This window comes from Waterburya agarophytonicola KI4 (assembly GCF_020640915.1).
Classification (GTDB): domain Bacteria; phylum Cyanobacteriota; class Cyanobacteriia; order Cyanobacteriales; family Xenococcaceae; genus Waterburya; species Waterburya agarophytonicola.
Map to the genome: position 1 here is coordinate 1 of NZ_JADWDC010000027.1, position 25675 is coordinate 25675.

The 25675-nt window shown below is 38.9% G+C and carries 24 protein-coding genes; 9 read left to right on the forward strand and 15 right to left on the reverse strand.

Annotated features, from left to right (window positions below; all coding sequences use genetic code 11):
* The coding region (locus I4641_RS11885; RefSeq protein WP_229640745.1) for a helix-turn-helix domain-containing protein at positions 1-529 on the reverse strand (529 nt) is incomplete at its 3' end.
* A gap of 146 nt (positions 530-675) precedes the next feature.
* Here I4641_RS11885 and I4641_RS11890 point away from each other — a divergent pair.
* Complete coding sequence (locus I4641_RS11890; protein WP_229640746.1) at positions 676-1449, forward strand: hypothetical protein; 774 nt, start codon at positions 676-678, stop codon at positions 1447-1449.
* A 99-nt stretch (positions 1450-1548) separates the two neighbouring features.
* Here the strand turns inward: I4641_RS11890 and I4641_RS11895 are convergent, their stop codons facing one another.
* A complete protein-coding gene (locus I4641_RS11895; protein WP_229640747.1) occupies positions 1549-2829 on the reverse strand; it encodes a 4-hydroxybenzoate 3-monooxygenase in 1281 nt (426 codons plus the stop codon).
* A 40-nt stretch (positions 2830-2869) separates the two neighbouring features.
* Entirely contained in the window at positions 2870-3418 is a 549-nt protein-coding gene (locus I4641_RS11900; RefSeq protein ID WP_229640748.1) for a chorismate--pyruvate lyase family protein, read from the reverse strand.
* 216 nt (positions 3419-3634) lie between these two features.
* Between I4641_RS11900 and I4641_RS11905 the strand changes: the two genes are divergently transcribed.
* Positions 3635-4504: a Tab2/Atab2 family RNA-binding protein gene (locus I4641_RS11905; protein ID WP_229640749.1), complete on the forward strand. Its 870-nt coding sequence runs from the start codon at positions 3635-3637 to the stop codon at positions 4502-4504.
* Positions 4505-4534: 30 nt separating this feature from the next.
* Here the strand turns inward: I4641_RS11905 and I4641_RS11910 are convergent, their stop codons facing one another.
* Positions 4535-4876 (reverse strand): hypothetical protein, encoded by a 342-nt coding sequence (locus tag I4641_RS11910; RefSeq protein ID WP_229640750.1) that lies wholly within the window; start codon positions 4874-4876, stop codon positions 4535-4537.
* 233 nt (positions 4877-5109) lie between these two features.
* On the opposite strand from I4641_RS11910, the gene cdf31 reads away from it, so the two are divergent.
* Positions 5110-6045 carry a CDF family zinc efflux transporter Cdf31 gene (cdf31, locus tag I4641_RS11915; protein WP_229640751.1) on the forward strand — a complete coding sequence of 312 codons (936 nt, stop codon included), beginning with the start codon at positions 5110-5112 and terminating at the stop codon, positions 6043-6045.
* Here the strand turns inward: cdf31 and I4641_RS11920 are convergent.
* On the reverse strand, positions 6014-6823 hold the full coding sequence (locus I4641_RS11920) for a glucosamine-6-phosphate deaminase (RefSeq protein WP_229640752.1): 810 nt from the start codon (positions 6821-6823) through the stop codon (positions 6014-6016). The two genes, cdf31 and I4641_RS11920, sit on opposite strands and share 32 nt — an antisense overlap.
* A gap of 30 nt (positions 6824-6853) precedes the next feature.
* Here I4641_RS11920 and I4641_RS11925 point away from each other — a divergent pair, with 30 nt between their 5' ends.
* Together I4641_RS11925 and I4641_RS11930 are read left to right on the forward strand one after the other, a co-directional pair.
* Positions 6854-7336 carry a glutathione peroxidase gene (locus tag I4641_RS11925; protein WP_229640753.1) on the forward strand — a complete coding sequence of 161 codons (483 nt, stop codon included), beginning with the start codon at positions 6854-6856 and terminating at the stop codon, positions 7334-7336.
* Positions 7337-7600: 264 nt separating this feature from the next.
* The gene (locus I4641_RS11930; RefSeq protein WP_229640754.1) at positions 7601-10396 is read left to right on the forward strand and encodes a calcium-binding protein; all 2796 of its coding nucleotides are present in this window, start codon (positions 7601-7603) and stop codon (positions 10394-10396) included.
* A 74-nt stretch (positions 10397-10470) separates the two neighbouring features.
* On the opposite strand, the gene I4641_RS11935 is transcribed toward I4641_RS11930, so the two are convergent.
* From I4641_RS11935 to murC, 4 genes are all read right to left on the reverse strand, one after another.
* Positions 10471-10680, reverse strand: coding sequence for a hypothetical protein (locus I4641_RS11935; protein ID WP_229640755.1), 210 nt, complete (start codon positions 10678-10680; stop codon positions 10471-10473).
* Positions 10681-10771: 91 nt separating this feature from the next.
* The gene (locus tag I4641_RS11940) at positions 10772-11110 is read right to left on the reverse strand and encodes a YbaB/EbfC family nucleoid-associated protein (RefSeq protein ID WP_229640756.1); all 339 of its coding nucleotides are present in this window, start codon (positions 11108-11110) and stop codon (positions 10772-10774) included.
* Positions 11111-11180: 70 nt separating this feature from the next.
* Positions 11181-12059 carry a UDP-N-acetylmuramate dehydrogenase gene (murB, locus tag I4641_RS11945; RefSeq protein WP_229640757.1) on the reverse strand — a complete coding sequence of 293 codons (879 nt, stop codon included), beginning with the start codon at positions 12057-12059 and terminating at the stop codon, positions 11181-11183.
* 10 nt (positions 12060-12069) lie between these two features.
* Positions 12070-13620, reverse strand: coding sequence for a UDP-N-acetylmuramate--L-alanine ligase (murC, locus tag I4641_RS11950; RefSeq protein WP_229640758.1), 1551 nt, complete (start codon positions 13618-13620; stop codon positions 12070-12072).
* A gap of 420 nt (positions 13621-14040) precedes the next feature.
* Between murC and I4641_RS11955 the strand changes: the two genes are divergently transcribed.
* Positions 14041-15054 (forward strand): type I glyceraldehyde-3-phosphate dehydrogenase, encoded by a 1014-nt coding sequence (locus tag I4641_RS11955; RefSeq protein WP_369426774.1) that lies wholly within the window; start codon positions 14041-14043, stop codon positions 15052-15054.
* A 169-nt stretch (positions 15055-15223) separates the two neighbouring features.
* Positions 15224-15673, forward strand: coding sequence for a nucleoside-diphosphate kinase (ndk, locus tag I4641_RS11960; RefSeq protein ID WP_229640759.1), 450 nt, complete (start codon positions 15224-15226; stop codon positions 15671-15673).
* Between the two features lie 56 nt (positions 15674-15729).
* Here ndk and I4641_RS11965 read toward each other — a convergent pair whose 3' ends face one another.
* Positions 15730-16122, reverse strand: coding sequence for a hypothetical protein (locus tag I4641_RS11965; RefSeq protein ID WP_229640760.1), 393 nt, complete (start codon positions 16120-16122; stop codon positions 15730-15732).
* A gap of 335 nt (positions 16123-16457) precedes the next feature.
* Here I4641_RS11965 and I4641_RS11970 point away from each other — a divergent pair, with 335 nt between their 5' ends.
* Positions 16458-17090: a M23 family metallopeptidase gene (locus I4641_RS11970; RefSeq protein WP_229640761.1), complete on the forward strand. Its 633-nt coding sequence runs from the start codon at positions 16458-16460 to the stop codon at positions 17088-17090.
* A gap of 12 nt (positions 17091-17102) precedes the next feature.
* On the opposite strand, the gene crtO is transcribed toward I4641_RS11970, so the two are convergent.
* The 5 genes from crtO to I4641_RS11995 all read right to left on the reverse strand — a co-directional run bounded on the left by crtO (position 17103) and on the right by I4641_RS11995 (position 23860).
* Positions 17103-18782: a beta-carotene ketolase CrtO gene (gene crtO / locus I4641_RS11975; protein WP_229640762.1), complete on the reverse strand. Its 1680-nt coding sequence runs from the start codon at positions 18780-18782 to the stop codon at positions 17103-17105.
* Between the two features lie 108 nt (positions 18783-18890).
* A complete protein-coding gene (locus I4641_RS11980) occupies positions 18891-20276 on the reverse strand; it encodes an IctB family putative bicarbonate transporter (protein ID WP_369426775.1) in 1386 nt (461 codons plus the stop codon).
* Positions 20277-20351: 75 nt separating this feature from the next.
* A complete protein-coding gene (locus I4641_RS11985) occupies positions 20352-21890 on the reverse strand; it encodes a GAF domain-containing sensor histidine kinase (protein ID WP_229640764.1) in 1539 nt (512 codons plus the stop codon).
* Between the two features lie 355 nt (positions 21891-22245).
* Positions 22246-22935, reverse strand: a complete 690-nt coding sequence (locus I4641_RS11990) for a GUN4 domain-containing protein (protein ID WP_229640765.1) — start codon at positions 22933-22935, stop codon at positions 22246-22248.
* A 211-nt stretch (positions 22936-23146) separates the two neighbouring features.
* Positions 23147-23860, reverse strand: a complete 714-nt coding sequence (locus I4641_RS11995) for a response regulator (protein WP_229640766.1) — start codon at positions 23858-23860, stop codon at positions 23147-23149.
* Positions 23861-24096: 236 nt separating this feature from the next.
* Here I4641_RS11995 and I4641_RS12000 point away from each other — a divergent pair, with 236 nt between their 5' ends.
* Positions 24097-25521 (forward strand): NADP-dependent isocitrate dehydrogenase, encoded by a 1425-nt coding sequence (locus I4641_RS12000; protein ID WP_229640767.1) that lies wholly within the window; start codon positions 24097-24099, stop codon positions 25519-25521.
* Positions 25522-25675 lie beyond the last annotated feature (154 nt).

The window sequence follows — 25675 nt, forward strand, 5'->3', positions numbered from 1 at the left end:
TTTGGTCGAGATATCTCAGGTCTATTTCTCCGTTTCTCTCTTGCTCTATTAATTTTGTAAGTACTGGTATCTTTACTTCAAGCTCCCACTCATCAGGTTCTTTGCTTAATCCTCTTTTCATTCTTTTCCATCTCATCTCCAGCTTTTTTATAATTCTCTTGACGGTATCTTTGCTAAGGGTTATTCCCCATTCTTTTTGCGCTTTTTCTACTACCCTTAATAGGGTCTTGGGTTCTTTCTTTGCCCAAGCCTTTACTTGTTCTTTCTGGGACTGGTTTAGTTTGGGTTTTCTTCCTCTGCCTGGATTATTATATAACCCAACTATTTTTTCATCTTCCCACTTAGTAAACCAGTTATATATGGTTTTACGACCTACACCAAATATAACCATTAGCTGCTTGATTGGTAATCCTTGATAACTAAGTATCAAGCATTTGGCTCTATTTCTAACTTGATAATATTTGCTTTCTTTACTGATTCGCTGTAGTAGCTTGATATTTTCTGGGTTTAGATCTCGAATATATCTCATGAAGACACTATTTTAGCGGTTTCATCTTATTCTACATATAGGTAATTAATTTTGCATCGCTACTTATTACTTCAACTCGATTCTAGCCATGATCGATTACCTAGGCTAGAATCGAGTTGAAGTAACTGGTTAGGATAGAGAAATATATGCATGATTTTCTGGGAGAAGTACCAACGGGTCACATTGATTTAATTGATGTTTTAGCAGATATTAGATTGATTAATGTCACCGAAATTAAAATTATTCAAGAAGTCGTGAGTTTTATTGATACTCACTATCAAGAACATAAGTCAATGATTTCGCCAGCAAAAGTAGCTGCTTTAATTCTCAATCGTGACGATATACCAAATTTATATGCGACTTCTTTTAGAGGTCATAATAATCAAGTATTAGAATTTCAAAATAAATTTGGTATTAATGGTTTCAAAATCAGAGAAAAGCTAGTTCCTTGGGCATTGGACAAGATAATTAGATCGGGATTGCCTCAAAGTTTAACTCAAGATTTGGCAATGGCTATCAATACTTCTAGAAGTGCTTCACCATTAGACGATGAAAATTTATTAGAAATTTTAGCGACTATCAATTTAGCTAATGTAGCCGAATTTCAGGTTATCAAAGATGCTGTTAAATGCGTTAATAGTAAATATCCCAATGCAGTTAGACGCATAAATTTATCTGATGTTTGTGCTTTGGTACTCAATCATGATGTTGTCACTTCTTTATATGCAACTTCAGAAGAAGAATACAATCAACTAAAAACAACTTACATTAATGAATATCAAACTCAAATTGATGAAGTTATTGTTCAAATAGTAGATAAGATTCACAAAGAAGGTTCGGAGTATTCCTTTAGCCATGATTCTTTAGTAGCAGTTAATTTTCAACGACGCAAGAAGTTAACTAAGTTTTGGAATATTTAAAATTTGTTGATGTTTAACAAGTCAATGGTTGATTATAAAAAAGCGTAGCTTGATCTCTAAATCAGATTAAGCTACGCTTATTACTTATTACTTATGGATTTACCCTACTCTCAAAGGAGGTAATTCAGCAGGATTTAATTTGATTACTTGAGTTGTTTTTTTAGCAGTAATTGATTTGCTTGCAGAGCGATCGCCTGGAAGATAGCCTACATATTTACGAGCAAAATCAAGAGCATAAATTTCCGAATTCATTAATTGCGATCGCTTGAATTGTTGAACTCTTTGCTGAGATTTTCCTTCAATCGTATTATCCTGGACATTAATCATATGCAATAAAGATTCAGAAAACTGTTGTGTTTGTCTGATTGCAGGGATACGATTTTGGGAATATTTTTTCAGGGGAAGATTGTCGTGATAGCGATAGTAACTAACAAAAGATTTGCCCAATACATCTGCATCTTGGATGGCAAGATTCATGCCTTTTCCTCCTGCTGGAGTCATAATATGGGCAGAGTCTCCAGCTAGGAATAGACGACAGTGTTGCATGGTTTGGGTGGCAAAACTACGCATCTTTAATATTTGCTTGCCAATAATTTTACCCTCAGTTAGCTTCCAGCCATCTTTTGCCAATCTTAAATGAAGTTCCGACCAAATGCGACTGTCTGACCAATCAACAACCTTATCTTCTAAAGGAATTTGTAAATAATAGCGGGAGATTTTTTCATTGCGTAACATATGTCCTGCAAAGCCGTTGGGATGCAAGCCATAAATGATATGCTCGGTGGAAGGCGGTGCTTCGGCGGTAATTGCCAACCAAGCATAGTCAAAATCTTTGCCGTAGGGTTTAGTAATGGTTTCGGGAATAGAAGCGCGGGAAACACCATGAAAACCATCACATCCTGCGATAAAGTCACATTTAATTAGGAGGGTTTTTCCGTTTTGCTGACACTTAATCCAAGCACCGTGACTATTATTGGTAATTTTAATACCTTGAGTATTGAATAAAATTTCCCCTGCTGCTTGCTCAAATTTCTCAATTAGATCGACTAATATTTCCTGTTGGGGATAGGTGTAGTGAGTTTGTCCCTGACATTTTCTAGCGTAATCTAAAATAAAGCTTTTTTCTGGAGTGCGGAATTCACATTTACCGTGGGGTATACCTTCGGCAAAAAGGCGATCGCTCAAGCCGTGTTCCTTGAGAATTGTAACTGTCTGATTATCTACTAAACCAGCACGAGAACGAGCATATATTTCTGCTTGGGAGTATTTCTCAATCACAATGCAAGGAATGTGATTTTGGCGTAGAATATTAGCGATTAGTAGTCCAGCAGGACCCGCACCAATGATACAAACTTTAGTAGCGATTTGATTAATAGACATAATTACTTCTCCTCGATAGTTAAATGTGAATGACGGAAATTTAATCAACAAAGTGGCTGGTGGGAAATTTTTCCGTAATTTGCATTGCGGGTAAGCCATTCATTAAGACTAGATAGGTGCGATAAATAATCTCTGCATTGGCTTCGATCTTAAAATATTTAGCTAATTTACCCGCAGGTTCGATTCCACAATCAATAATTTCGCGATAGGTTTCGATTTTGTTTTCTCGAAGTAGCTTACCAATGGGTTGACGGCTAAAAATTAATTTATTACGAATTTCTGGATCGAGACGTTCTAATACTAGATAGGAATCAGCGTATAGATAGTTGGTTTTGCTGGTTGTTCCCTGAAGCACAATCGAACGTTCGATGACTTGTTGTTTTGACTCTAGTTGAAGGGATGAAAGTTGAGAGTCGCACTTAACTAGTTTTTGGTGTAGTTTAACTGCTTCTACTGTTTCTCCTGAATATGCTTGAATGATATCGGTAATTCTGCCATCGGTAACTAACATCAAGCGTTGTAAAAAGCTTTTGACGGGTAAGGTAGCTTGTTTGGGTTTAAAGTTTAAAGTGGGTGCTGCGATAACCATATTCCTACTCCTCAATTAATGGTTGTTTCTGACACTTACTCAATATGTTTTTGAAGAATAATTTATGCAGCTATTGATGACTCCGCTAATTCCTGATTCCTCGTTCCTCAATTGGCACTCCTATCGGTAAACTATATAGATATGCCCGATCGCATGATTTTATAAAAACTAACGGCTGTTAGCCGACTTGAGATAACAAACAAATATAGAGTGGATATGAGTAATATAGTTTGGGAATTAGATTTTTATTCACGTCCAGTTTTAGACGAAAATGGCAAAAAGCAATGGGAAGTTTTGATTTGTGAAAGTCCCAACGATATAGAACGATCGCCTGATACTTTATTTAAGTATGCTGAATATTGTTCTAGCACTAGCGTTAACTCTTTGTGGTTGAGAGAAGCCATCGAAAGAGCGATCGCCGAAGCAGGAACATCTCCCAAGAAAATTCGCTTCTTTCGCCGTCAAATGAACAACATGATCGTCAAAGCTTGTGAAGATATAGGAATTACTCCTCTACCCAGTCGTCGCACCTATGCTTTAAATCAATGGATTGAAACTAGAATTGATGATGTTTATCCCCATGAGGAGGGATACGATCTCAAAACAGCCCAAACCCCCTCCGTACAATATCCGCCTTTAAACCCTATTGCTTTACCCGATGCGGTTAAAGGCGATCGCGGAGACAAATGGACTTTGGTTAGTTTACCCGCATCAGCATTTGATGAAATGAAAGAATGGGATATTGCTTTTGAAGATTCTTTTTCTCTTTCTTTGGTCAATACTACTCCCGATACTATAATTCCTGGTTTGATCGTCTATTCTCCCCGCGCAACTCCCCTAGCAGCGTGGATGTCGGGGTTAGAAATGGGTTATCTTCAGTTAGAAAAGTCCGCACGCTCTCAATTAAGATTAGAAACGGGATTAAGCGATAGCTGGACTTTGGTCAATCTAACCAACAAAGAAATGGTCAAAGAGGCGGAAAGCTTTGAAACAGCTAAGGAAAAAGCTAACGGAGTACACTTTGTCGCCGTACAAACCGAACCTGATTCGGAATCTTTTGCAGGATTCTGGCTATTAAAAGAATAACCAAAATCTTGGTTGAAACAATTTAACAATTTAACTTTCTAAATAGATATTGATATCTTCAATCAGTTGAGTTAGTTCGGCTTCGCTAGTCAAACGAATGCGATCGTCTCTCAGGGTAACTAAAATCTTGGCAGCAAAGGGACTGGGATAAATATTGGGGTTGCAGAATATTTCGAGAAAGATGTCTCCTGTATGGCGATATTCCATCGATTTTTGAGGAGTCGGGCGACTACCCGCACCAGGAGTAAGGCTAGCAATAGTTTTAAGACTCTGCATCAAAGCAGATATTTCTGTCTGTAGTTGTCTGGCTGCTTCTTCTGAAAAATTGAAGCTAACCGCACCTTGAACTAAATTGAGAGTTAATCGAGTCATTAGTTAAAGTTAAAGTTAAATTAAATTAAATTAAATAAAAATTGAGATTCAATCCCAATTCTCAATTTATCAATTAGAGGATACTTGAAAATCTAACTGTCAAAAAATATCTCAATAAGTTACTTTTTTTTTCATAACTAAATATACCGATAAATACTATTCAATGGAGATCTCCCACATTTTTCGGATTATCATTGTAGAACTAGAATCTGCTTGCTTTTTTATTGTCAACCATGCAAGATAATCGCTCTCAAGTTCGCCGAGTTTTGTGGCTGACTTTACTTTTAAATCTATTTGTGATGGCACTCAAGTTCTCTTTAGGCATTGCCACTGGTTCTCTCAGCCTTCAAGCAGATGCTTTACATAGCGTAACTGATAGTGCCAATAACGTACTGGGTTTAGTTACTAATCGCTTTTCTTCTCCCAAACCAGATCGAGAACATCCTTACGGACATCAAAAATTTGAAGCTGTTGGTGCGTTAGGGATTGCAGCCTTTTTGGGGATTGCTTGCTTTGAAATTTTGAAAGTAGCCGTAGAAAAGATTTTTGTTTCTACGGGAGATATAAATACGGTTAAAGTATCTCCTGCTGAATTATGGCTATTGCTGCTAGTTTTAGGAATTAATATTTTTGTGGCATTTTATGAACGTAGTGTGGGTAGAAAGGTTCATAGTCCTATCTTGATTGCCGATGCCAAACATACTATGAGCGATATCTGGGTTACTATGATTGTGATTGCTGGTTTGGTAGGGGTATGGCAAGCAAATAATCTCAATATTCCCCAACTAAGATGGCTAGATGTAGCTTTAGCCTTTCCTGTGGCGTTGTTGGTGTTTTATAGCGGTTGGGAAGTAATTAGCGACAATTTACCTTGGCTAGTGGATGAAATGGCGATCGCACCAGAAGCGATTAACGATCTGGTGATGACAGTGCCAGGAGTAATTAACTGTCATGATATTGCTTCTCGGGGAATGTTGGGCAGACAAGTATTTATTGAAATGCACCTCATCGTCGATACTGATGATATATTTATTGCCCACCAAATCACCGAACAAATTGAAGATTTGTTAGAAAAGCGTTTTGGTAATGTAAGGGTTTTGATTCACGTCGAACCACCCGAATATGAAGAAAATGAGATCAGTTTTGGTAATACCGAGCCAATTCAATAGGATTCTTCCCCGTGCAGAATAGGGTTGCTTGGGGTTGTTGGCGTAAAATAGTTGCGGGGAAATTGGGTGCGATCGCATTTTCTAGAGTCTTTTTGGTTATTTCTGCTTTATGTTTGCCCCCCGCCAAGCAGAAAATCTTGTTGGCAGCGCAAATTGTCGGAATGGTTAAGGTGTAGGCGTAATTGGGTACGGCTTCTAGATGGGGAAAATAGCCACCATTGACCTGTTGTTGGCGGGTTTTGGTTTCCAGCTTAATTAATTTGACTACTTCTTTATCTTTAAAATTTGCCAGATTGGGTTCGTTGAAAGCAAGGTGTCCGTTATCGCCAATACCCAACAAACAGAGATCGATCGCCTGTTGCTGTAAGAGTTTACTATAGCGATCGCATTCTTGAAGAGGCTCAGCTGCATCCCCATTAATATAGTGAAAAATGCGGGGTTTGACTCTTTTTTCGACTTTATGGTGTAGATAGTAGCGAAAGCTGCCAGAATGATCTGCTTTGATACCTAGATATTCGTCTAAATGGAATACAATAATCCTCGACCAATCAAGATCTTTATTTCGTGCGATCGCATCTAAAAACTGTAATTGAGAGTTCCCCGTAGCCAAAATAATACTAGCGGTTTCCTGTTGGGTTAACAAAGATTGTAAATATTCTATTGCCAAGGCACTGGCATCTTGAGTTAATTCTGCTGTTGAATTAGTAATTCTCACCGTCAGTTCGTCAACTTGAACTACCTGAGTATCTGGAGGGGATATTAATGTAGGATCTAACATAGCTGGCAAATTTAATTCTAAGACAGAATAATGAGTAATATATCGGATATAAGTGTAAAAACCATCGATGGCAAAGAACAAAAATTTGCCGACTATCAGGGAAACGTATTGTTGATCGTTAATGTCGCTTCCTATTGCGGTTATACTCCTCAATATAAAGGACTAGAACAGTTAAACCAAGACTACGGGGACAAAGGATTAAAAGTAATGGGTTTCCCCTGTAATGATTTTGGCGCGCAAGAACCAGGATCGAACGAAGAAATTGCTAAATTTTGCGAAACTAGCTACGGCGTAAACTTCGATTTATTCGATAAGGTTCATGCCAAAGGTGCAGAACAACATCCTTTATATAAAACCCTGACTTCTTCTGTCGAACCCCAAGGAGATGTTGCTTGGAACTTCGAGAAATTTCTAATTGATAAACAAGGAAATGTTGTTGCTAGATATAAAAGCGGAGTTACTCCAACTTCCTCGGAATTAGTTGGCGCAATTGAAACAGAATTGGCTAAATAACTCATAAATAACTAATAATTTAAAATTGATTTTTAAGGCGATCGCTTTTTGATTAAGGCGATCGCCTTTTTTGCTGTGTAAGATTACTTAAGTAGTGAATGAAATCAATTGGTAATGCGATCGAAAACACTGCGCTTTCTATCGATGTGGATTAATACTACAAAAGCTATAAATAGAAAATGTGATGGCTTGGATTAGTTTTTAGAAATAAATATTAGTCCAACAAACCATATAGCTCAACATCTCTTTTATAGGAATACAAACATGGCTGAAAATCAAATATTTGGAACAGAAAATAATGACTTATTATTAGATACTGCTTTAGAAGATGAAATATTTGCCTTTGGTGGAAATGACGAGATCGAAACTACTGAAGGTAGCGATATTATTTATGGCGATACGGGAAGGGATACATTAACTTTTAATTATGGCGATCACAATGGGGATCTAAATATTAATCTTTCTAGTTACGATAGTTCTACTGGAGATGGTTCGGTATATGTAGAAAGTTACAGTCCCAATTATTTTACTAACAACATTAATTTTTACAGCATTGAAAAGCTGAAATTACTTGGTGGTGACGGCAACGATACTCTTGGTTCTTATTCAAATAATGGCATTGTCTCCGATGAAACCATAGAAGGTGGTGCAGGAGATGATTATATCTCTACAGGTAAAGGCTACGATGTTGTCGATGGTGGTACTGGATTTGATATTCTCAACTTAGACTTTAGTAGTAACTACAGTGGGGTAACTTCTAGTCTTAATGATAGTAATAGTGGAGAATATACCAGCGATGAAAGTGTAGTTGAATTTAGCAACATTGAAGGAGTTAATGTTTATGGTTCATCCTACGATGATGTATTAGCTGCACCTATTGGTAATAGTAACAATCCTGCACCCGTCATTTTTCCCTACATTGATGGTGGTAGTGGAATCGATGAATTAGTAGTAGACTATTCTGACAATAATAGCGACTTACAGATTACTTCTACGGGGAGTTCTTCTGGCAGTATAGATGCTTATTCGATGTCTACAGGTAACTATTTTAATAATCTTCAATATAACGATATTGAAAGGTTTAATATTACTACTGGTCGCGGTAACGACAACATTGATTTAGGTTATAACAACTACTCCGATGAAACTATTAATGCTGGTGCGGGAGATGATTATATCTCTACAGGTAAAGGCTACGATGTTGTCGATGGTGGTACTGGATTTGATATTCTCAACTTAGACTTTAGTAGTAACTACAGTGGGGTAACTTCTAGTCTTAATGATAGTAATAGTGGAGAATATACCAGCGATGAAAGTGTAGTTGAATTTAGCAACATTGAAGGAGTTAATGTTTATGGTTCATCCTACGATGATGTATTAGCTGCACCTATTGGTAATAGTAACACCACTGAATTTATTCCTTATATTGATGGTGGCGAAGGTTTCGATGAATTGATTATAGATCTAAGCGATCGCAATGATAACCTACAGATTGAAAACTATTCAGGTTTAAATATCAATTCTCCCAACCACAGCAATTACCTCGATGTTTATAGTATTGAAAGCTTCGACATTACTACTGGTCGCGGTGATGATGATATCAACCTCGATCAATTTATGTATTCCGACGAAACTATTGATGCGGGTGCAGGAGATGACTTTATTTCTGCGGGACGAGGAAATGATGTAGTTGATGGAGGTCGTGGATACGACGTTCTGAATTTAGACTTTAGTACTGCCTTAAGTGGTGTAACTTCCAGTCTGAGCGATCGCAACAGCGGTGAATATATCACTGATGATGATTCGGTAGAGTTTAGCAATATTGAAGCAGTAAGCATTTATGGATCGGCTTATGATGATGTATTAGTTGCACCTATAAGTACCAGTAATAGTAGCGATCTATACTTCTTGCCCATGATTAATGGAGGCGAAGGAATTGACGAATTGGTGGTTGATTACTCTGAAATTCGCAGCGATTTAAGTGTATATTCCAATGGTAGCAACTTATCGATTAGCGTTCTTGACACTGGAAACTTCAAAGATATTCAGCACTTTGATATTGAGAAAATCAATCTGACAACTGGTAAAGGTAATGATGTTGTAGAACTTGGCTATACCAGTCATGTTGTCGACACAGGTGCTGGAGATGACTCGATTTTATTTGGCATTGATACTCCAAGAGGTAATAGTTTTGTTGATGGTGGAAGTGGTTTTGATGTTGTCAATCTGGATTATTCGTCTCTTTATAACAATGGAGTGACTGCTAGCGTTACTAATAGTGGAAATGTTCTCTACTCTACCGACGAAGGTATGGTTGAATTTAGCAACATTGAAATAATCAATGTCTTTGGTTCGGATAATGATGATGTTTTAATTGCAGTGGGCAATAGTAACAGTACTCTTAATGGTGGTAATGGTAATGATTCCCTTATAGGTAGTGACGGTGATGACTATCTTGATGGCTACTATGGCGATGATACCATTCGTGGCGGTAATGGCGACGATCTAATTGAAGGTAGTAATGGCGCAGATCGCTTGTTTGGCGATGGTGGCAACGACACCATAAGCGGTGGCGATGGTGCAGATAAAATCAATGGTGGAAACAATAATGACGAAATTACTGGTGGTGATGGTACAGACACGATTTATGGCGATGGTGGCAACGACCTGATTTATGGTGATGACGACAAAGACTCAATCTCGGGTAATGCTGGTAATGACACCATGAATGGTGGCGCGGGTAACGACTTTATCAGAGGTGGAGATGGGGAAGATCTTCTCTTCGGAGGAGATGGTAAAGATAATCTGTTTGGCGATGGAGGAATGGATATTTTCGCTTTACAGTCTTATTCCCAATACGATGTTATTAAAGACTTTGCTGATAATATCGACATGATTGGCTTAAGCAACGGATTAACCTTTGGCGATTTGACTATTGTTAGTACTTCTTCTGGTACTAGCAGCGTAATTAAAGATGCCAGTAATGGTAATGAAATATTGGCTTATGTTTCGGGAGTAGATCCTGCGGATATAACTAGTGCCGACTTTGTTAATCTCTAACTCGATCGCGACTGAAGATTGATTGAATTGATAGTCAATAATTGCGATCGCCTATGAATAGAGCGATCGCTTTTCTATTTTTTATAAGCTTTGGCTGAAGCTCTAATCCAAGTAAAAGCAGCAATACCCAAGGGGATTAAGATAAAAATTGCTCCCGAAACAATGGGATGGGTTCTGATCGTCATGCTAGAAGCCATCGCTGTAATGCCCAAACCACAATATACTAGACCAACTAAAGGTATTCCTAAAACTAAAAAAGCAAATTTCTTGTCAGAATTCATCATATTTTAAGTAAATCAAAAATATCTAAAAAAAAACGGGAGGATGATTAAACAAACCCCCGTCGATCCTTAAAATCAAAATCTGGAAAACAATCTACATCCCAGGAAGATTTAAACCGCTAGTTAGTTCTTCCATACGTCCGCGCATTAGTTCGGTAGACTGTTCGTAAGCAGAAGTCATTGCTGCGGTTACAGATACAGAAAGAGCTTCTGCACCCTGAGACATCGCATCAGGGGAAATTTCTACACGACGAGGCTCTTGATTACCACTCATCACAACTTTGACTAGTCCATCTTCACTAGTTCCTTCAATCTCCATTTGTTCCAATTCATTTTGGAGTTGTTGCGCTCCTGCTTGAACTTCCTGCGCTTTTTTGAAAGCATCAGCAAGTTCTTTCATTTTTCCTAGTGGACCAAATCCTTTTCCTGCCATATCTATTATTAATTTTTAGCTTATTTATTTAGTGACTACGAAAGTTTATCTCAACTGTCAAGCAAGCAATCTAGAATTCTCCGATTAGCTTAACTTCTGGCTCTAAAGATATTGAACAATGATATTCTACTTTTTCTTGAGCATAGCGAATTAATTCAAATATATCTTTAGCGGTAGCCGTACCACAGTTAAGAATAAAGTTGGCATGACGATGAGCTATTTGAGCATCACCAATCTTATAACCTTTTAATCCAAGCTGTTCGATGAGTCTGGCTGCGGCGTGAGGTTGAGGATTACGGAAAACGCTACCGCAACTGGGAAGATGATAGGGTTGAGATGTTTTGCGTTGCGTCCAATTTTGATTGGAAAGTTCCATAATTTCAGTTTTGCTATAGCCAGGCTCAAGTTGCATTGTCGCTTTGACCACCATATTATTGCCTCCCTGTAAATTAGAATTACGATAGCTATAGGCTAAATCTTCTGGCTTCATTTCTTTAATTGTGCCGTCAGGGGACAAAACAGTTGCACTAACCAATATATCTGCCATACAGGAGGTGTGTGCGCCCGCATTCATCACCACTCCTCCCCCTACCGTACCTGGTATACCCACCGCCCATTCCAGCCCTTTTAAGCCCCTTTTAGCTGCCTTCCAGGCTAATTTAGCGATCGCCTCCCCCGCATCAGCAGTTAGTAACCCAGTTTCGGGATCGAACTCATAACTACGAAAATATCGCGTAGAAAGTACCAATCCAGAAATCCCGCGATCGCTAATCAGTAAATTTGAACCAGCACCCAGGAGAGTTAAAGGTACATCTTGATGTTGATACCATTCAAAACTAGCCTCAAGTTCATCCCAATTTCTTGGTGCAGCATACCATTGAGCATCTCCCCCTACTTTATAAGAGGTTTGATTTGCTAGGGATATACTTTCTTGGATTAAATTTTCCATTTCATGATTACTAATGTTGATATAGAGCGATGGTTTTGGGAATGGATTGATTAAGGTTTCCTGCTCCCAAGAACATTGCCAAGTCTCCTGGCTGCAATATTTGTTGTTGAAGAAAGTCCGCAATAGAATCTACTGAGGCATGGTAATGAACATTCTTGTGTTTGAGAGCACCCTCGACAGTTCCTTCAAGCGGGGGAACCCCGCCAGCGGACTGTCTCGCAATTTCTTTAACTAAATCTCCTCCACTGATACCATAAATATTTTTTTCTCCTGCGCTGTAGATATCGGTAATGACAACAACATCGGCAGTTTGAAAAGCTTCGGCAAATTCAGTTAAAAAGGTGTGAGTACGACTATAACGGTGGGGTTGAAAAATTGCCACTACTCTTTGTAGAGAATTGTTACCTGCGACTCTAAGTTTTCCCGCAGCCAAAGTAACTTCAATCTCGCTGGGATGATGGGCGTAGTCATCAATAAAGATGATGTTATTAACTTCTCCCCGATGCTCGAATCTTCTTTTTGTACCGCCAAAAGTAGTTAGAGATTGGGCAATAGTATTAAATTTTAATCCTGCTTGTCTGCCTACGGCGATCGCAGCAAGGGCATTACTAAGATTATGTTCTCCTAGCATGGGTAATTCTAACTCTCCCAAACAGACTCCTCTTGACCAAATTTCGGCGTTGCTTCCCTGGGAATGATAGCTAACATTTTGAGCGGTGTAATCTGCTCCCAAATCTGGATCGAGACTATAACTAATAGTTAATGCTAACTCCTCGCGAATTATGGGATCGTCAATACAGCCGATCAGAGTATTACATTGAGAGGCAAAGGTTTGAAAAATACCAATTACTTCTTGAATATCCTGATAGCGATCGGGATGATCGAGTTCAATATTAGTAATTACTCCAATACTAGGATGATGCTTGACCAAAGAGCCATCAGATTCGTCTGCCTCGGCTACTAAGTATTGTCCTTGTCCGCTGCGAGCGTTACCATCCCAAGCATCGACTTCACCACCAACTATAATAGTAGGGTCGAGATCGCATGCAAAAAGCATATAACCAATCAAGCTACTCGTAGTTGTTTTCCCGTGGGTTCCCGAAACAGCAATGCTTTGATACTGCTCGATCAGCGCAGCCAAAAGATCGGAACGGTGAAAAATAGGACAACCCAATTTAATTGCTGCTTGATATTCTGGATTAGTTTTGGCGATCGCTGTGGAGCAAACTACCTGGGGTAAATTATCCACTTGATTAATATTAGATATTGATTCGGCTATCTCTGGTTGAACTCCTGCACTAACTGGTAATGGTTGGGGTTTCTCTACCGAAACATTATTAAAAAAATCTAGGTTGCTAGCTAACTGACTGGGAAAAAATTTAACTCCCAAAGTCTCAAGGCGATCGGTAATATGGCTAGAACGAAGATCGGAACCCGACACTGGCAGTTGACGTTGAGCAACAATATAGGCTAAAGCCGACATCCCAATTCCGCCAATACCAATAAAGTGAAATGGTTTCCCGTTCAAATCTACTTTTGCCACTCTTTTATCTCCTGCCATAACACGATTACTCTGCTCAACGGTTACAGAATACTCTCTTATAACTAAAGTTAAAGTATTCCATAACTTATGATTGTTCTAAACAATACGGCATATGATAACAAGATTTTTTTGGAGTTAGGTATCTTTTTGGAGTTGGGTATCAATCTTAACTAGTTAAAGATTGAATTATTGATTTTCTACATACACTTAGCACAATCAACCAAGAAATCGACAGTTCCATGACGTTAGAGACAATATTTAAGAGTTATCTCGATCAATTTCGCGATCAAGCAAACTATTTTGCCGAGTTTTTTGTTAATGATATGCTCCCAAAATTGATTATAGATAGGGTCTTGAAATGTGCTTACTTTACGATATGATGAGTCTTATTAAGAATGTTTTAACTATTAACACAATAAAATAGAGGGCAAAAATATAGTGGTTAGAGTAGCAATTAACGGTTTTGGACGTATTGGGCGTAATTTTGTCAGGTGCCTATTAAGTAGAGGAACAGACACTAATCTAGAGTTGGTAGGGATCAACGATACTTCCGATCCTAAAACTAATTCTCATCTATTGAAATATGACACCATGCTAGGTACTTTAGATGCAGACATTGGCTATGATACCAATTCTCTAATCGTCAATGGCAAAACAATTAAATGCGTCTCCGATCGCAATCCTTTAAACTTGCCTTGGAAAGAATGGGATATTGATATTGTTATTGAATCTACTGGCGTTTTCCGCGATGCTCCTGGGGCGGGCAAACACCTCCAAGCTGGAGCTAAAAAAGTAGTTATTACTGCTCCTGGTAGTGGTCCTGACATTGGTACTTATGTCATGGGTGTAAACCACGAGAAATATACTCCTGGTGAATTTGATATCGTTAGTAATGCAAGTTGTACTACTAACTGTTTGGCTCCTATTGTTAAAGTTATTAACGAGCAGTTTGGTATCATTAAAGGTGCTATGACTACTACTCACAGTTATACTGGCGACCAACGTATTTTAGATGCTAGTCACCGCGACCTAAGAAGAGCTAGAGCCGCAGCAGCCAACATCGTACCTACTTCAACTGGTGCAGCCAAAGCAGTAGCACTTGTCTATCCTGAAGTGAAAGGAAAACTAAATGGTATTGCATTGCGCGTACCTACTCCTAATGTTTCTGTAGTTGACTTGGTTGCCCAAGTTGAAAAGAAAACTATCGCCGAAGAAGTGAACGATGCTTTGAAAAAGGCTGCTGAAGGTCAAATGAAAGGTATTTTGGGATATACTGATTTGCCTTTAGTGTCTTCTGACTTTAAAGGTACTGACGTTTCTTCTACTATTGATAGTCAACTAACTTTAGTATTGGATGGTGACATGGTTAAAGTCGTTGCTTGGTACGACAACGAGTGGGGTTATTCTCAGCGTGTTGTTGACCTAGCCCAGTTAGTTGCTGCTGGAATGTAGAATTAATTGACTTAATTAGCACAGTCAAATCTTAAAAGCACTCCCCTCACATCATAGGCGGAGTGCTTTTGTTCGTCCAGCATCTCAAGTACTAGTAATCCGTTCAAAAAAGACGAATCTAGGTTACTCTAAAATTTGTGACAATTCATAATCAACTTTTGAAGAAAACATGGAACGCACTTTTATTATGATCAAACCTGATGGCGTGCAACGTCATCTAACTGGAGAAATCATTCATCGCTTCGAGCGCAAAGGTTTTACTCTAGTCGGACTAAAAATGATGCAGGTTTCTCGTGAATTAGCAGAAACTCATTATAGCGTTCATCAAGAAAGACCTTTTTTTAAAGGTTTAGTTGATTTTATTACTTCTGCTCCTGTCATTGCGATGGTATGGGAAGGAGAGAATGTAGTTAGTGCAGCTAGAAACCTAATTGGTCAAACTAACCCCACAACTGCCGATCCTGGTTCAATTCGCGGAGACTTTGGTGTTAGCATTGGACGCAACCTAATTCATGGCTCTGATGCCATCGAGACCGCTCAAACAGAAATAGCTCTGTGGTTTGTCGAAGACGAGTTAGTAGATTGGAAGCCTGTCAGACAATCTTGGCTCTACGAATAAGTTTCTTTGAGAGGATTGAGAAGATACATTTTTATAAAATATTAAATTATGTTTGCTCAATCCTCATGGCTGTCATAATCTTGATTTGCTAAAGCAAACAAACTACAGATAGCGCAGGTCATCAAGCCTAATGCGATCGCCCAGCTACTCCCCCCAAAGCTAATATCGATCGCCCAATTAGTAAATACTCCTGCAATTAAAAAAGGAATAATACTAAATACAGAGGCATAAAAGGCATTTTGGGACTCTCTGGCTGGACGAGTCTCTTCAAATTCCTCGACGGAAGTATAGAGCAATCCTTCAGCAAAGTTAAACCATCTTTCCAATTGATTGCTAATCCAAGTTTTGCTTGAATCCAATCCTATATATAGTGCCAGGGACCAAATACATCCACCCGCTAAATCGACTGTATCTAACTCAAAAGAAAAGGCAATTAGGTCTACGATCATGTTTTGTTTATAACTATATTATTTTGAATTACTTCAACGAAACTTTAAATTAAGTGTATTTCCAATGAAAAGTTATGATAAAGCTCGGTATAAGTACTTAGTGTAATATTGCTAGTCAAAAAATTAAACAGTATATTTGGAAAGGACTGTTTAAATTTACAAAAGTATTTTTGATTTTATTGAACTTGGTCTGCCAGTAATTACTCAAAAATTAGCTATTTTCTGCTAGAAATTAGGATGGAAAATTTTTTACAGCCGAATTTCCATCTAACCCGCTAACAAGCATAAATTAGGGCTGACAAGCGTAAATTCCTATATTGATTGAACCTAAATAAATGAGTTACAGACCTATAATTAGATGGAATCGCTGGCTAACTATTGCGATCGCCACCGTTTTAATATCTTTAGGATTTCATAGTTGGAGGAATCCTCAGTCCATCGCATCAGATATTCCCGAACAAATTTTACTTGCTCAAGATGTTTCCGCAGTTTGGCAAAAAGGTTCTTTTCCAGTAGAAAATTTTCAATCCTACACGTCTCCCTTTGGTTATCGGGCTTCTCCTGTCAATGGACAACGCCAGTTTCATAATGGACTAGATTTAGCTGCTCCTCGGGGTAGCTACATCCGTAACTGGTGGGGCGGTAAAATAACTGACTTATCCGACGATACTGCCTGTGGAACATCTATCACTGTTCAATCTGGTGCTTGGACTCATAGTTATTGTCATATGGAAGGCTATGTTGAGAATAATCCCAACGGTAGATTTTTGCTCGATCGCGATGCAGGAATTCAAATAGCTTTAGGACAAGATATTCCAGCAGGAGCGAGAATAGGACGTATTGGCATGACTGGACGCACGACAGGGCCTCATTTACACTGGGTTCTCAAGTATAACGGAAGCTATATAGATCCTGCCTCAGTACTTAGAGAAATGTTTAAGGGTCAAACTGTTTCTTCTGCTTCTTAATAGTGATTTAGGTTACTTTTCTAGATCTAAAAGCGATCGCAATATAGCACTAACTGACTCTTGTGCTTTAGCTAATGGTTGTTGTTTGTTTAAGAAAACACGGGCGCAATTTCGCCCAGGCATTCCCGATATCGAACCCCCAGGATGAGTCCCCGCACCAGTCAGGTAGAGGTTTTTAATCGGGGTAGTGTAATTTGCTATTTCAGGAAGAGGACGTAAAAAGATCATTTGATCTAAAGTCATATCTAGATGGTAGTAATTACCTTTATAAGAACCCAATCTTTCCCCTAATTCAGCGGGACTTTCTACACGACGAGCGATGACTGAATCTTTGATGTTAGGTGCGTAGTCGGCTAATTTATTCATCACATTATCAGCAACCTGGTTTTTAAGTTCGTCAGTCCAACCAGTGCCGTATAAACCCGTTCCTTCTTTTCCTGCGATTTGATAGGGTGCAAAGAATTCAATCCAAAGAGTATGTTTTCCTTCTGGTGCGAGGGTAGGATCGAGTACGGAGGGAATATCGAGATATATCGAAGGATTAGCATCGGGAATTTGCCCCATTGTTGCTAAAGAGTGGGCTTGTTCTACATGGGCGGTAGAATCGGCGATTAACACTGTACCGATTAAATTTTCTTCATCGTCGCGATCGTAAGCTGTAAAACGGGGTGCTTCAGATAAGGCACAATCAATTTTTAGAATTGTTTCGTTGTTGTTAGTAATACGACGATCTACCTTTTCTCGCAAGTTAGGATTTATCGCATCTTCAGCTACTAATTGCAAAAATAACCTGCGGACATCAATATTAGAAATAACGGCTCGATTGGCTCGATATTCTGCCCCTCCTGCCACTTTTACCCCAACGGCGCGATTGTCTTCCACAATTACTTCTTTAACCATTTGTTCGGTTAAAATTTTGCCTCCTTTGGCAGTCACTAATTTGACTAGTGCTTGGGTTAACGCCCCCGTACCTCCTTTCGGACGAGCCATTCCAGGATGATGGCGCATGGCTAACATCATCAATCCTGCGGTAATGCCTTTTTGGGATGGAGGCGCGCCAATTTCTGCTGCTAACCTGGCTAAAGGTGCTTTAACTAGTTCCGTATCAAAATACTCGTTGAGCAAGTCTTCTGGGGCAGTAATCATTGTGCGGATAAAGTTTAATGCTTTATCTTTAGAACCTGCGATCGCCAGAGCATCTAAGATATTATCTTTTTTATATCCTTGGGCAATACCCAACACCGATTGAGGAGGAGCGTTGAAAAAAGGCGCGATCGCGCTCATTAGTTTTGACCAATAGCCAATAAACTCGACGTACTTGTCGGCATCTCTTGCGCTATAACGGGCGATCGCATTGTGGGTTTTTTCTAAAGATTTGTGAGCTAAAAAGTATTTACCATCGGGATGAGGACAAAAAGTATGAGGATCGCAAGCCAGATATTCTAAACCGTATTTTTGTAGTTGCAGCTCTTCAATAATCGGGCCCAAGAAAATAAATTCATGGTCGATCGCACAAAGGTTAAATTTGAAGCCTGGGGCTTCTTCTGGGATAGCTTCTTCTGTGGTAGCTGCACCCCCAGGAACGGGGCGTTTTTCCAATAATAAAACGCTATAGCCAGCATTAAGTAGATATGCAGCACAGACTAATCCATTATGACCAGCACCAATGACGATCGCATCATACGCTTCCATTAAATTGATGATTCCTTCTTTAAAATTTGAGCTATCTGGATAATTATCCCAAAAATTCGCTCCCTAAGTAAATTTACTTGAAATTTACCTGCTGTTACGACCAGTTGTTTAATAATAATTGGAGTTGCGATCGAGTTTAATATTGTCATAAAAGCTAGCGACAATTGCCAGCATTAACCACCAAATAGTATTAATTTGGGGACGATACCACACAGTATCGACAAAGCCATGAAAACCCAAACTTGCAGTTGCTGCGATCGCAGCAATTAAATAAAACCCTCTTTTGTTTCGACTTTGACGCAAGCGGGTAAGTTGTCTGACTCCATGATTGATAGTGACGGCAATCAACCATAAAAAACAGCCAAAGCCAATGTATCCCATCTCGACAATGTGTTCTAGATAGACAGAATAGGCACTTAAAGCAGGATAGCGCGAATTCATATAGCGGGGATAGATTTGATTAAAAGCATCGTTTCCTGGTCCAATTCCAATTAAGGGATAGTCCTCAATAATTTTAAAACAGGCTTCCCAGACGTTGATGCGAAAGTTATTGCTGCTGTCTTCTCTTCCTGCAAAAATGCTTAATAGCCTAATCCGCAGAGGTTCGACTGAAATAAAGGCGACAATAAATAATCCGCCCAAACTACCAAACACTAAAGGTAACAACCATATCTGCCAAAAACGAGGTAAATATTTTTGCCACCAGAAATAACAGAGTAATAGCAATACTCCGATTAATACTGCCATCGCCAACCAGGCACCGCGACTATCGGTAAAATACAAGCAAGCAGAATTCATCATCACCATAACTGCTGCTAGGGTTTTTTGAATCCAACCGCGCCAGATAAATATCGCTGCAAAGCTTAAAGCGATCGCAGGTAAAAGATATCCTCCCAATAAATTAGGATTGCCCAAATAGCTATAAACCCTCGTATCGTTGGCTAAAGGCGAATTGGGATCGTTCCAGGTAGCAAGTTGCTGTACCCCAAAAAACTCTTGACGTACCCCATAAGCACTGACAACTAAAGCAGTTAATAAAAAGCTGGTAATAATCCAGTTACAGAGCCTGGGCGACCGCAATATTTGAGCAGCTAAGGCAAATAAAATTAAATATAAAGTTAAAGTTACCCAACCATTTAAAGCTGCTGATTTGACGGGAGAAAAAGCAGTAGCAACAGTCGCTACGCACCAATACAAAAAAATCAAAATATGAACTGGTGTAATGACTGCTTTTTCCGCAGTGGAAACATTGTTCAGAATCCAGAATGCAGCAACAGCAATTAACAAAACACCAATCAAAGAAGTCGAGACAAAGGGGGCGAGTAAAAAAACCAAACTAATCAAACAAGCGGCGATCGCCTCAGACCATTGTAATAGCCAACTTCCCTGTCGCCAATTCGATAACCAACCAACCAAACGATAAAGATAACTACCCTTTTGCCACTGAAGTATTTGTGGCTTTGAGAGCATAATAGTTGACCAAGCGGTTTTCATTAATAGGACGAGTAGATGCTGAATTAAACATCCTTATCCTAAACTAATTATTTATCGATCGCGAATCATTAATTATTAACTTTCATGCTCTATTTGCGCTTTAGAAAATTGCAATACATAGCGGTAACTAGAATTAATAGATCCTTGCACTACTACTTGACCTTGGTGCAATTCAGTTAGATGACAACAGAACAATAAGCCTAAAAGATCGCGGGGAACTTTGTTGGCATTTTTGTCGATAGTATATTCATCATTGATGGTCATCATCAAAGCTGAAGAAGTGAGAATCTGATGATTGTCGAGCGCAATATCGCTCATTCCAGCATTGAAGCCATTGCTTTCTAAAGGTGGAATAGAGTATTTTTTCAAAGCTTTGGCGATCGCTTTAGATTGGGCATTCGCTTCCCCAAAACCTTCTCCCAACCAAGGATGAGAGATTCCCACCGCAATATTTAAAGCTTTATGTCTGCGGGAAACATGAACTTTAACTTCTCCTCCAGGTTCCGACACTTCTATGATGCTAGTCATTAAATAATAAAGAGCTTGTCGTACTTTTTCTTTATCTAAAGACCAAATACGATTTCCTGGTTCGACAGAAAGGTTCAATTCTTGCTGCTTTTGTTTTGCACCTTCGAGTAAACTATTAATTACCTGCTGACACAGCATTTCAATATCTACTGTACCTGCATTAATTTCCGAATTCTGCTCGTTCAAAATGCCTAAATTAACAATCTCATCCACCAAAGAAATCAAGTTTTGACCGCTATCGTGAATAATTTCGAGGTATTCTCTTTGTTTGATGGTTAAAGGGCCATAAACTTCTCGATGCAAGACGCTGGCCATACCAATGACCGAAGTTAGGGGAGTTCTTAATTCTTGGGTCAACTGGGATAGTAATTTGATTTTAATCGGACTAGATCGATCCTTCGCTTCAGTAGTCATAGTTTCAGTAGCTAATTGATTGCTAGAAGAAACGCGATCGTCTAAATTAAGCAGCGAGTCATGTACTTTTTTCCATTGAGGTCGATCTAACTCCACTTGAGATACATCTTGTTTGGTTTTAATCAAACGATCTCGTTCAAACTCTCCCAAACACCAACGAGCTAACAAAGCCAAATACTCCGTATCTCTCTCGCTAAAATTTCTTTCCTTCCAATCCATCACTTCCAAAGTACCAATACAAAGACCATTAGAAGCAATCAGAGGAACTCCTAAATAAGCTTTGATGCCACAATGTTGAGTCAAAATGCTATTGGCAAAAACAGCATTGCTTAAAGTATTATCTATTACTAGAGGTTGCTGACTATCGACAACATAAGTGCTAAAAGATTCCCTCAGAGATATTTTTCTTTGAGCAGCTATTTGATTCATCAAACCCGTTGTTGACAGACCAACAGTTGACTTAAACCAAAGTTCTTGTTCCACCACTAGACCTAAAATACAAATTGGCGCGCCAGAAAAAGTTGCAGCTTTTTGCGTTGCTTCCTCAAAAATTGGCACGGCTTCAGACACTAGCAAACCTAATTTACTGAGAGTTTCTAGTTTCAACTGCTCTCTAGCAGAAGAAGTTAGATTGTCTAAACGGCAGAAAAGTTGGTTTTTTGGTTTAGTCATATTGGTGACTTGTGACCCTAAATTTACTGCTTGCACTGGTATCACTGGATTTTAATAAGAGTTATTGTATGGGGCTGGAATAAATATCCTGTTTTAACAACTCAATCGAGAGTTAAACCAAGGATTCAGCCAAAAATTTGTCAGAAAATTTTTTCTAATTAACTAGCCAAAAATTTGGATATTTGTTGGCGAGCTAGTTCTAAAGTTCCCCAAAAGCTCTACGAACGAACATTTTAAGCAGAGATTCACAAAATAACGATGTTTAAGCCACAAAATAACCTTTATTAAACAGGAAAGAGTCTAAGTAAAGTAAAATTTTTCTGCGAGCGCAGAAAATTACTTCCCCAAGCAATTCTTAGTCTTTCTTCCAAGCAGGATGGGCAAAAATTGCGTCAATAGTTCTAACACCGCGGAGTTGGTTGGATAAAGGTAAATGACCTTCAGGTGCGCTGGTATCCCAAGTAAATTCTTTCGGATAGCGAGTCCAGGTGTTACCAGATTTCCAGTTTATTTTTGACCACAATTTCGCAAAATCTTTGCCAACAGAGAGCCAAATTTTTCTTTGAATCGAAAATCCAAATTTTCCCTCCGAGTACATTAACCATAATTTATCTAGAGTACGCAAATCTGCAACAGGAAAACTCTCTATTTCGGTAAAATAAACCCAGTTTCTTTCTACTGCCGCTGTACCAGCCAATTCGCACAATTTCTGTAAAGTCATTACGTCAGCACTCTGAAAATCTGACTGCGCTAATAACTTCTGTAGGGGGCTGTAGTCAATACCGCGATCTGATTTTAAAGGTACTATACCATCGGGGAAATTATGCTGCAAAAAGTTCTCGACTTGAGGAGCTTTATTTGCATATAAGGCTTGATATGCTTTTCCCAAAGCTAAATTGCTAGATTCTTTATCTACCGAAACCATCCAATCCATCAGAACATCTAGACCAGTTTCACCTTCTTTTAACAACTGAGAAACAGACTCTAACTGTTTTTTTTCTGGCTCTGAATATATTTGGTGCTTTAAACCGCTAGTGTTTTTCATACAAATTTTTTCTGACCACGATTAGCCTACCGCTATTAGAAACTGAAGGAATGTAGACCATGCTTAGTAACAATTGCCTGACTATTTTATGAGTGTATGTACTCAGTCCTTACTTAAGCAAATATTATCATGGTTTGGTTGAGATCTAAGTTAAAGTTACTGCAAAAATATCCATCTCTATCTATAAAGTTACGGCGGACTAAATCGTAATTCAAACTTTTTCATATCCTTGTTGGTAAGCAAAGCGTACTAGCTGGGTACGATTGTTTAAGTTGAGTTTATTTAAAATATTACTGAGATGAGTCTGAACGGTACGAGGACTGATAAATAAACGCTCGCTAATTTGTTTGTTAGTGAATCCTTGAATAGTTTCCCAAAAAACTCTTTCTTCTGCGGGGGTCAAAGGAAGTGGTTTGGGGGAAGACTCATTTTTTTCTGTTTGGGGTGGTGCAATAATTTGCTTGGAGCTTGAATTATGATGAATATTTGCTAAAACATTCGGAGGTTGAGAACTGACTAACTGTTCGATTAAATGTACGATTTCTGCATGTACTCGACGAGAACGTTCGATCAAAGCTTCGATATTTGCCAGTAATTCTTTCATTTCAAAAGGTTTAGATAGGTAACTATCTGCACCTATAGTGTGTCCTTGAATGCGATCGTTTAAATCATTTTTGGCAGAGAGAAAAATAAACGGAATTAATTTTCCCGATGGCTGCGATCGCAATTGGCGACAAAATTCAAAACCATCCATTTCTGGCATGGACACATCAGACACAATAATATCTGGCACGTCTTGATTAAACTGAATTAAAGCAGATTTAGCCGAGCCGACAGAAACTACTTGATATCCTTTTTGCTCCAGAGAATTTTGCAAAACTTTACGTAATAGAGGATCGTCATCGACTATTAATATTTTTTTCATTTTTTCTTTTGATATTATTAAAAGCGACAAAAATATATTAAATATTGTGGTCAATTATTAACTAGTTATTTTCTTTATACTCTAGTCTCTCATCTAAATTCCGATCGCCCTTTAAGATAACTTCTGTATTTTAAAGTTATTCATCAAAGAAAACAAAATAGATAATTTTGTTACTGCCAAGTCAACGCCATTTAATTGTACTGTAGCTATATTTAGTTTTTCTCGAACAAAGTTTTATGTACGAAAAATTGACTCCTCCTACTATTGGCTCAAAAATTGTGTTTCAAGATGGAAAGCCAAATGTTCCTGACGATCCGATTATCCCTTTTATTCGTGGAGACGGTACTGGAGTAGATATTTGGCCAGCTACCGAAACTGTCATTGATGCTGCAGTAAAAACCGCCTATAGCGGAAAGCGCAAGATTAACTGGTTCAAAGTTTATGCAGGGGATGAAGCCTGCGATGAATATGGTACTTATCAATACCTACCTCAAGATACCCTCGATGCAATCGAGGAATATGGAGTCGCCATCAAAGGGCCTTTAACTACCCCAGTAGGGGGCGGAATTCGCTCGCTGAACGTTGCTCTGCGTCAATTGTTTCAGCTTTATGCCTGTGTTCGTCCTTGTCGTTATTACCAAGGTACTCCTTCTCCCCATAGATACCCTGAAAAACTCGATGTTATTGTCTATCGCGAAAATACAGAAGATATTTATCTGGGGATTGAATGGAAGCAAGGAGATGAAATTGGGAGAAAGTTAATCGATCTGCTCAATCAAGACTTGATCCCCAATACTCCCGAACATGGCAACAAACAAATTCCCCTAGATTCGGGCATTGGCATTAAGCCGATTAGTAAAACTGGTTCGCAACGTTTGGTCAGAAAAGCGATCCAACACGCCTTGACACTTCCTCCCGCCAAACAACAGGTTACTTTGGTACATAAAGGCAATATTATGAAGTATACCGAGGGGGCTTTCCGCGATTGGGGCTATGAATTAGCTACTACAGAATTTCGCGGTGAGTGTATTACCGAGCGAGAATCTTGGATCTTGAGTAATAAAGAAGCAAATGGCGAACTGACCGTAGAAGATAATGCTCGCCAAATCGATCCTGGCTACGATTCTCTGACTCCTGAAAAGCAAGAGAAAATCTGTCAAGAAGTTAAAAATGTCTTAGACAATATTTGGGATACCCACGGCGATGAAAAATGGAAGACTAAAATTATGGTCAACGATCGCATTGCCGATAGTATTTTTCAACAAATTCAAACTCGCCCCGATGAATATTCGATTCTTGCTACCATGAATCTTAATGGTGATTATCTTTCTGATGCTGCTGCTGCCATTGTAGGTGGTCTAGGGATGAGTCCTGGAGCGAATATTGGAGACAACTGCGCTATTTTTGAAGCAACTCACGGTACGGCACCCAAACACGCAGGGCTAGATCGAATCAATCCTGGATCGGTTATCCTTTCTGGGGTAATGATGTTAGAGTTTATGGGGTGGCAAGAAGCTGCGGATTTAATTCAAACTGGCTTGGCAAAGGCGATCGCTAATGGCGAAGTTACCTACGATCTGGCTCGGTTAATGAATCCTCCTGTAGATCCTCCCCTAAAATGTTCTGAGTTTGCCCAGGCAATTATTAAATACTTTGCCTAATTAGTAAGTAATAACATCGTTTAGTAGCTAGAATGTTGTTGTATTGATTACAGAGCAATTTTGCTTTAAGCTTACAGACTTAGCCCAGGGGGTGTTTTATTAAAAATCCTTTGATATAGTCTTGTATATCGATTATTAACAATGTTATCAATTA

What these genes read in the sequence shown, in the direction of transcription:
- I4641_RS11890 (WP_229640746.1), top strand. Translation starts at nt 676, where the DNA reads ATGCATGATTTTCTGGGAGAAGTACCAACGGGTCACATTGATTTAATT.
- I4641_RS11895 (WP_229640747.1), bottom strand. Translation starts at nt 2,829, where the DNA reads ATGTCTATTAATCAAATCGCTACTAAAGTTTGTATCATTGGTGCGGGT.
- I4641_RS11900 (WP_229640748.1), bottom strand. Translation starts at nt 3,418, where the DNA reads ATGGTTATCGCAGCACCCACTTTAAACTTTAAACCCAAACAAGCTACC.
- I4641_RS11905 (WP_229640749.1), top strand. Translation starts at nt 3,635, where the DNA reads ATGAGTAATATAGTTTGGGAATTAGATTTTTATTCACGTCCAGTTTTA.
- I4641_RS11910 (WP_229640750.1), bottom strand. Translation starts at nt 4,876, where the DNA reads ATGACTCGATTAACTCTCAATTTAGTTCAAGGTGCGGTTAGCTTCAAT.
- cdf31 (WP_229640751.1), top strand. Translation starts at nt 5,110, where the DNA reads ATGCAAGATAATCGCTCTCAAGTTCGCCGAGTTTTGTGGCTGACTTTA.
- I4641_RS11920 (WP_229640752.1), bottom strand. Translation starts at nt 6,823, where the DNA reads ATGTTAGATCCTACATTAATATCCCCTCCAGATACTCAGGTAGTTCAA.
- I4641_RS11925 (WP_229640753.1), top strand. Translation starts at nt 6,854, where the DNA reads ATGAGTAATATATCGGATATAAGTGTAAAAACCATCGATGGCAAAGAA.
- I4641_RS11930 (WP_229640754.1), top strand. Translation starts at nt 7,601, where the DNA reads ATGGCTGAAAATCAAATATTTGGAACAGAAAATAATGACTTATTATTA.
- I4641_RS11935 (WP_229640755.1), bottom strand. Translation starts at nt 10,680, where the DNA reads ATGATGAATTCTGACAAGAAATTTGCTTTTTTAGTTTTAGGAATACCT.
- I4641_RS11940 (WP_229640756.1), bottom strand. Translation starts at nt 11,110, where the DNA reads ATGGCAGGAAAAGGATTTGGTCCACTAGGAAAAATGAAAGAACTTGCT.
- murB (WP_229640757.1), bottom strand. Translation starts at nt 12,059, where the DNA reads ATGGAAAATTTAATCCAAGAAAGTATATCCCTAGCAAATCAAACCTCT.
- murC (WP_229640758.1), bottom strand. Translation starts at nt 13,620, where the DNA reads ATGGCAGGAGATAAAAGAGTGGCAAAAGTAGATTTGAACGGGAAACCA.
- ndk (WP_229640759.1), top strand. Translation starts at nt 15,224, where the DNA reads ATGGAACGCACTTTTATTATGATCAAACCTGATGGCGTGCAACGTCAT.
- I4641_RS11965 (WP_229640760.1), bottom strand. Translation starts at nt 16,122, where the DNA reads ATGATCGTAGACCTAATTGCCTTTTCTTTTGAGTTAGATACAGTCGAT.
- I4641_RS11970 (WP_229640761.1), top strand. Translation starts at nt 16,458, where the DNA reads ATGAGTTACAGACCTATAATTAGATGGAATCGCTGGCTAACTATTGCG.
- crtO (WP_229640762.1), bottom strand. Translation starts at nt 18,782, where the DNA reads ATGGAAGCGTATGATGCGATCGTCATTGGTGCTGGTCATAATGGATTA.
- I4641_RS11980 (WP_369426775.1), bottom strand. Translation starts at nt 20,276, where the DNA reads ATGAAAACCGCTTGGTCAACTATTATGCTCTCAAAGCCACAAATACTT.
- I4641_RS11985 (WP_229640764.1), bottom strand. Translation starts at nt 21,890, where the DNA reads ATGACTAAACCAAAAAACCAACTTTTCTGCCGTTTAGACAATCTAACT.
- I4641_RS11990 (WP_229640765.1), bottom strand. Translation starts at nt 22,935, where the DNA reads ATGAAAAACACTAGCGGTTTAAAGCACCAAATATATTCAGAGCCAGAA.
- I4641_RS11995 (WP_229640766.1), bottom strand. Translation starts at nt 23,860, where the DNA reads ATGAAAAAAATATTAATAGTCGATGACGATCCTCTATTACGTAAAGTT.
- I4641_RS12000 (WP_229640767.1), top strand. Translation starts at nt 24,097, where the DNA reads ATGTACGAAAAATTGACTCCTCCTACTATTGGCTCAAAAATTGTGTTT.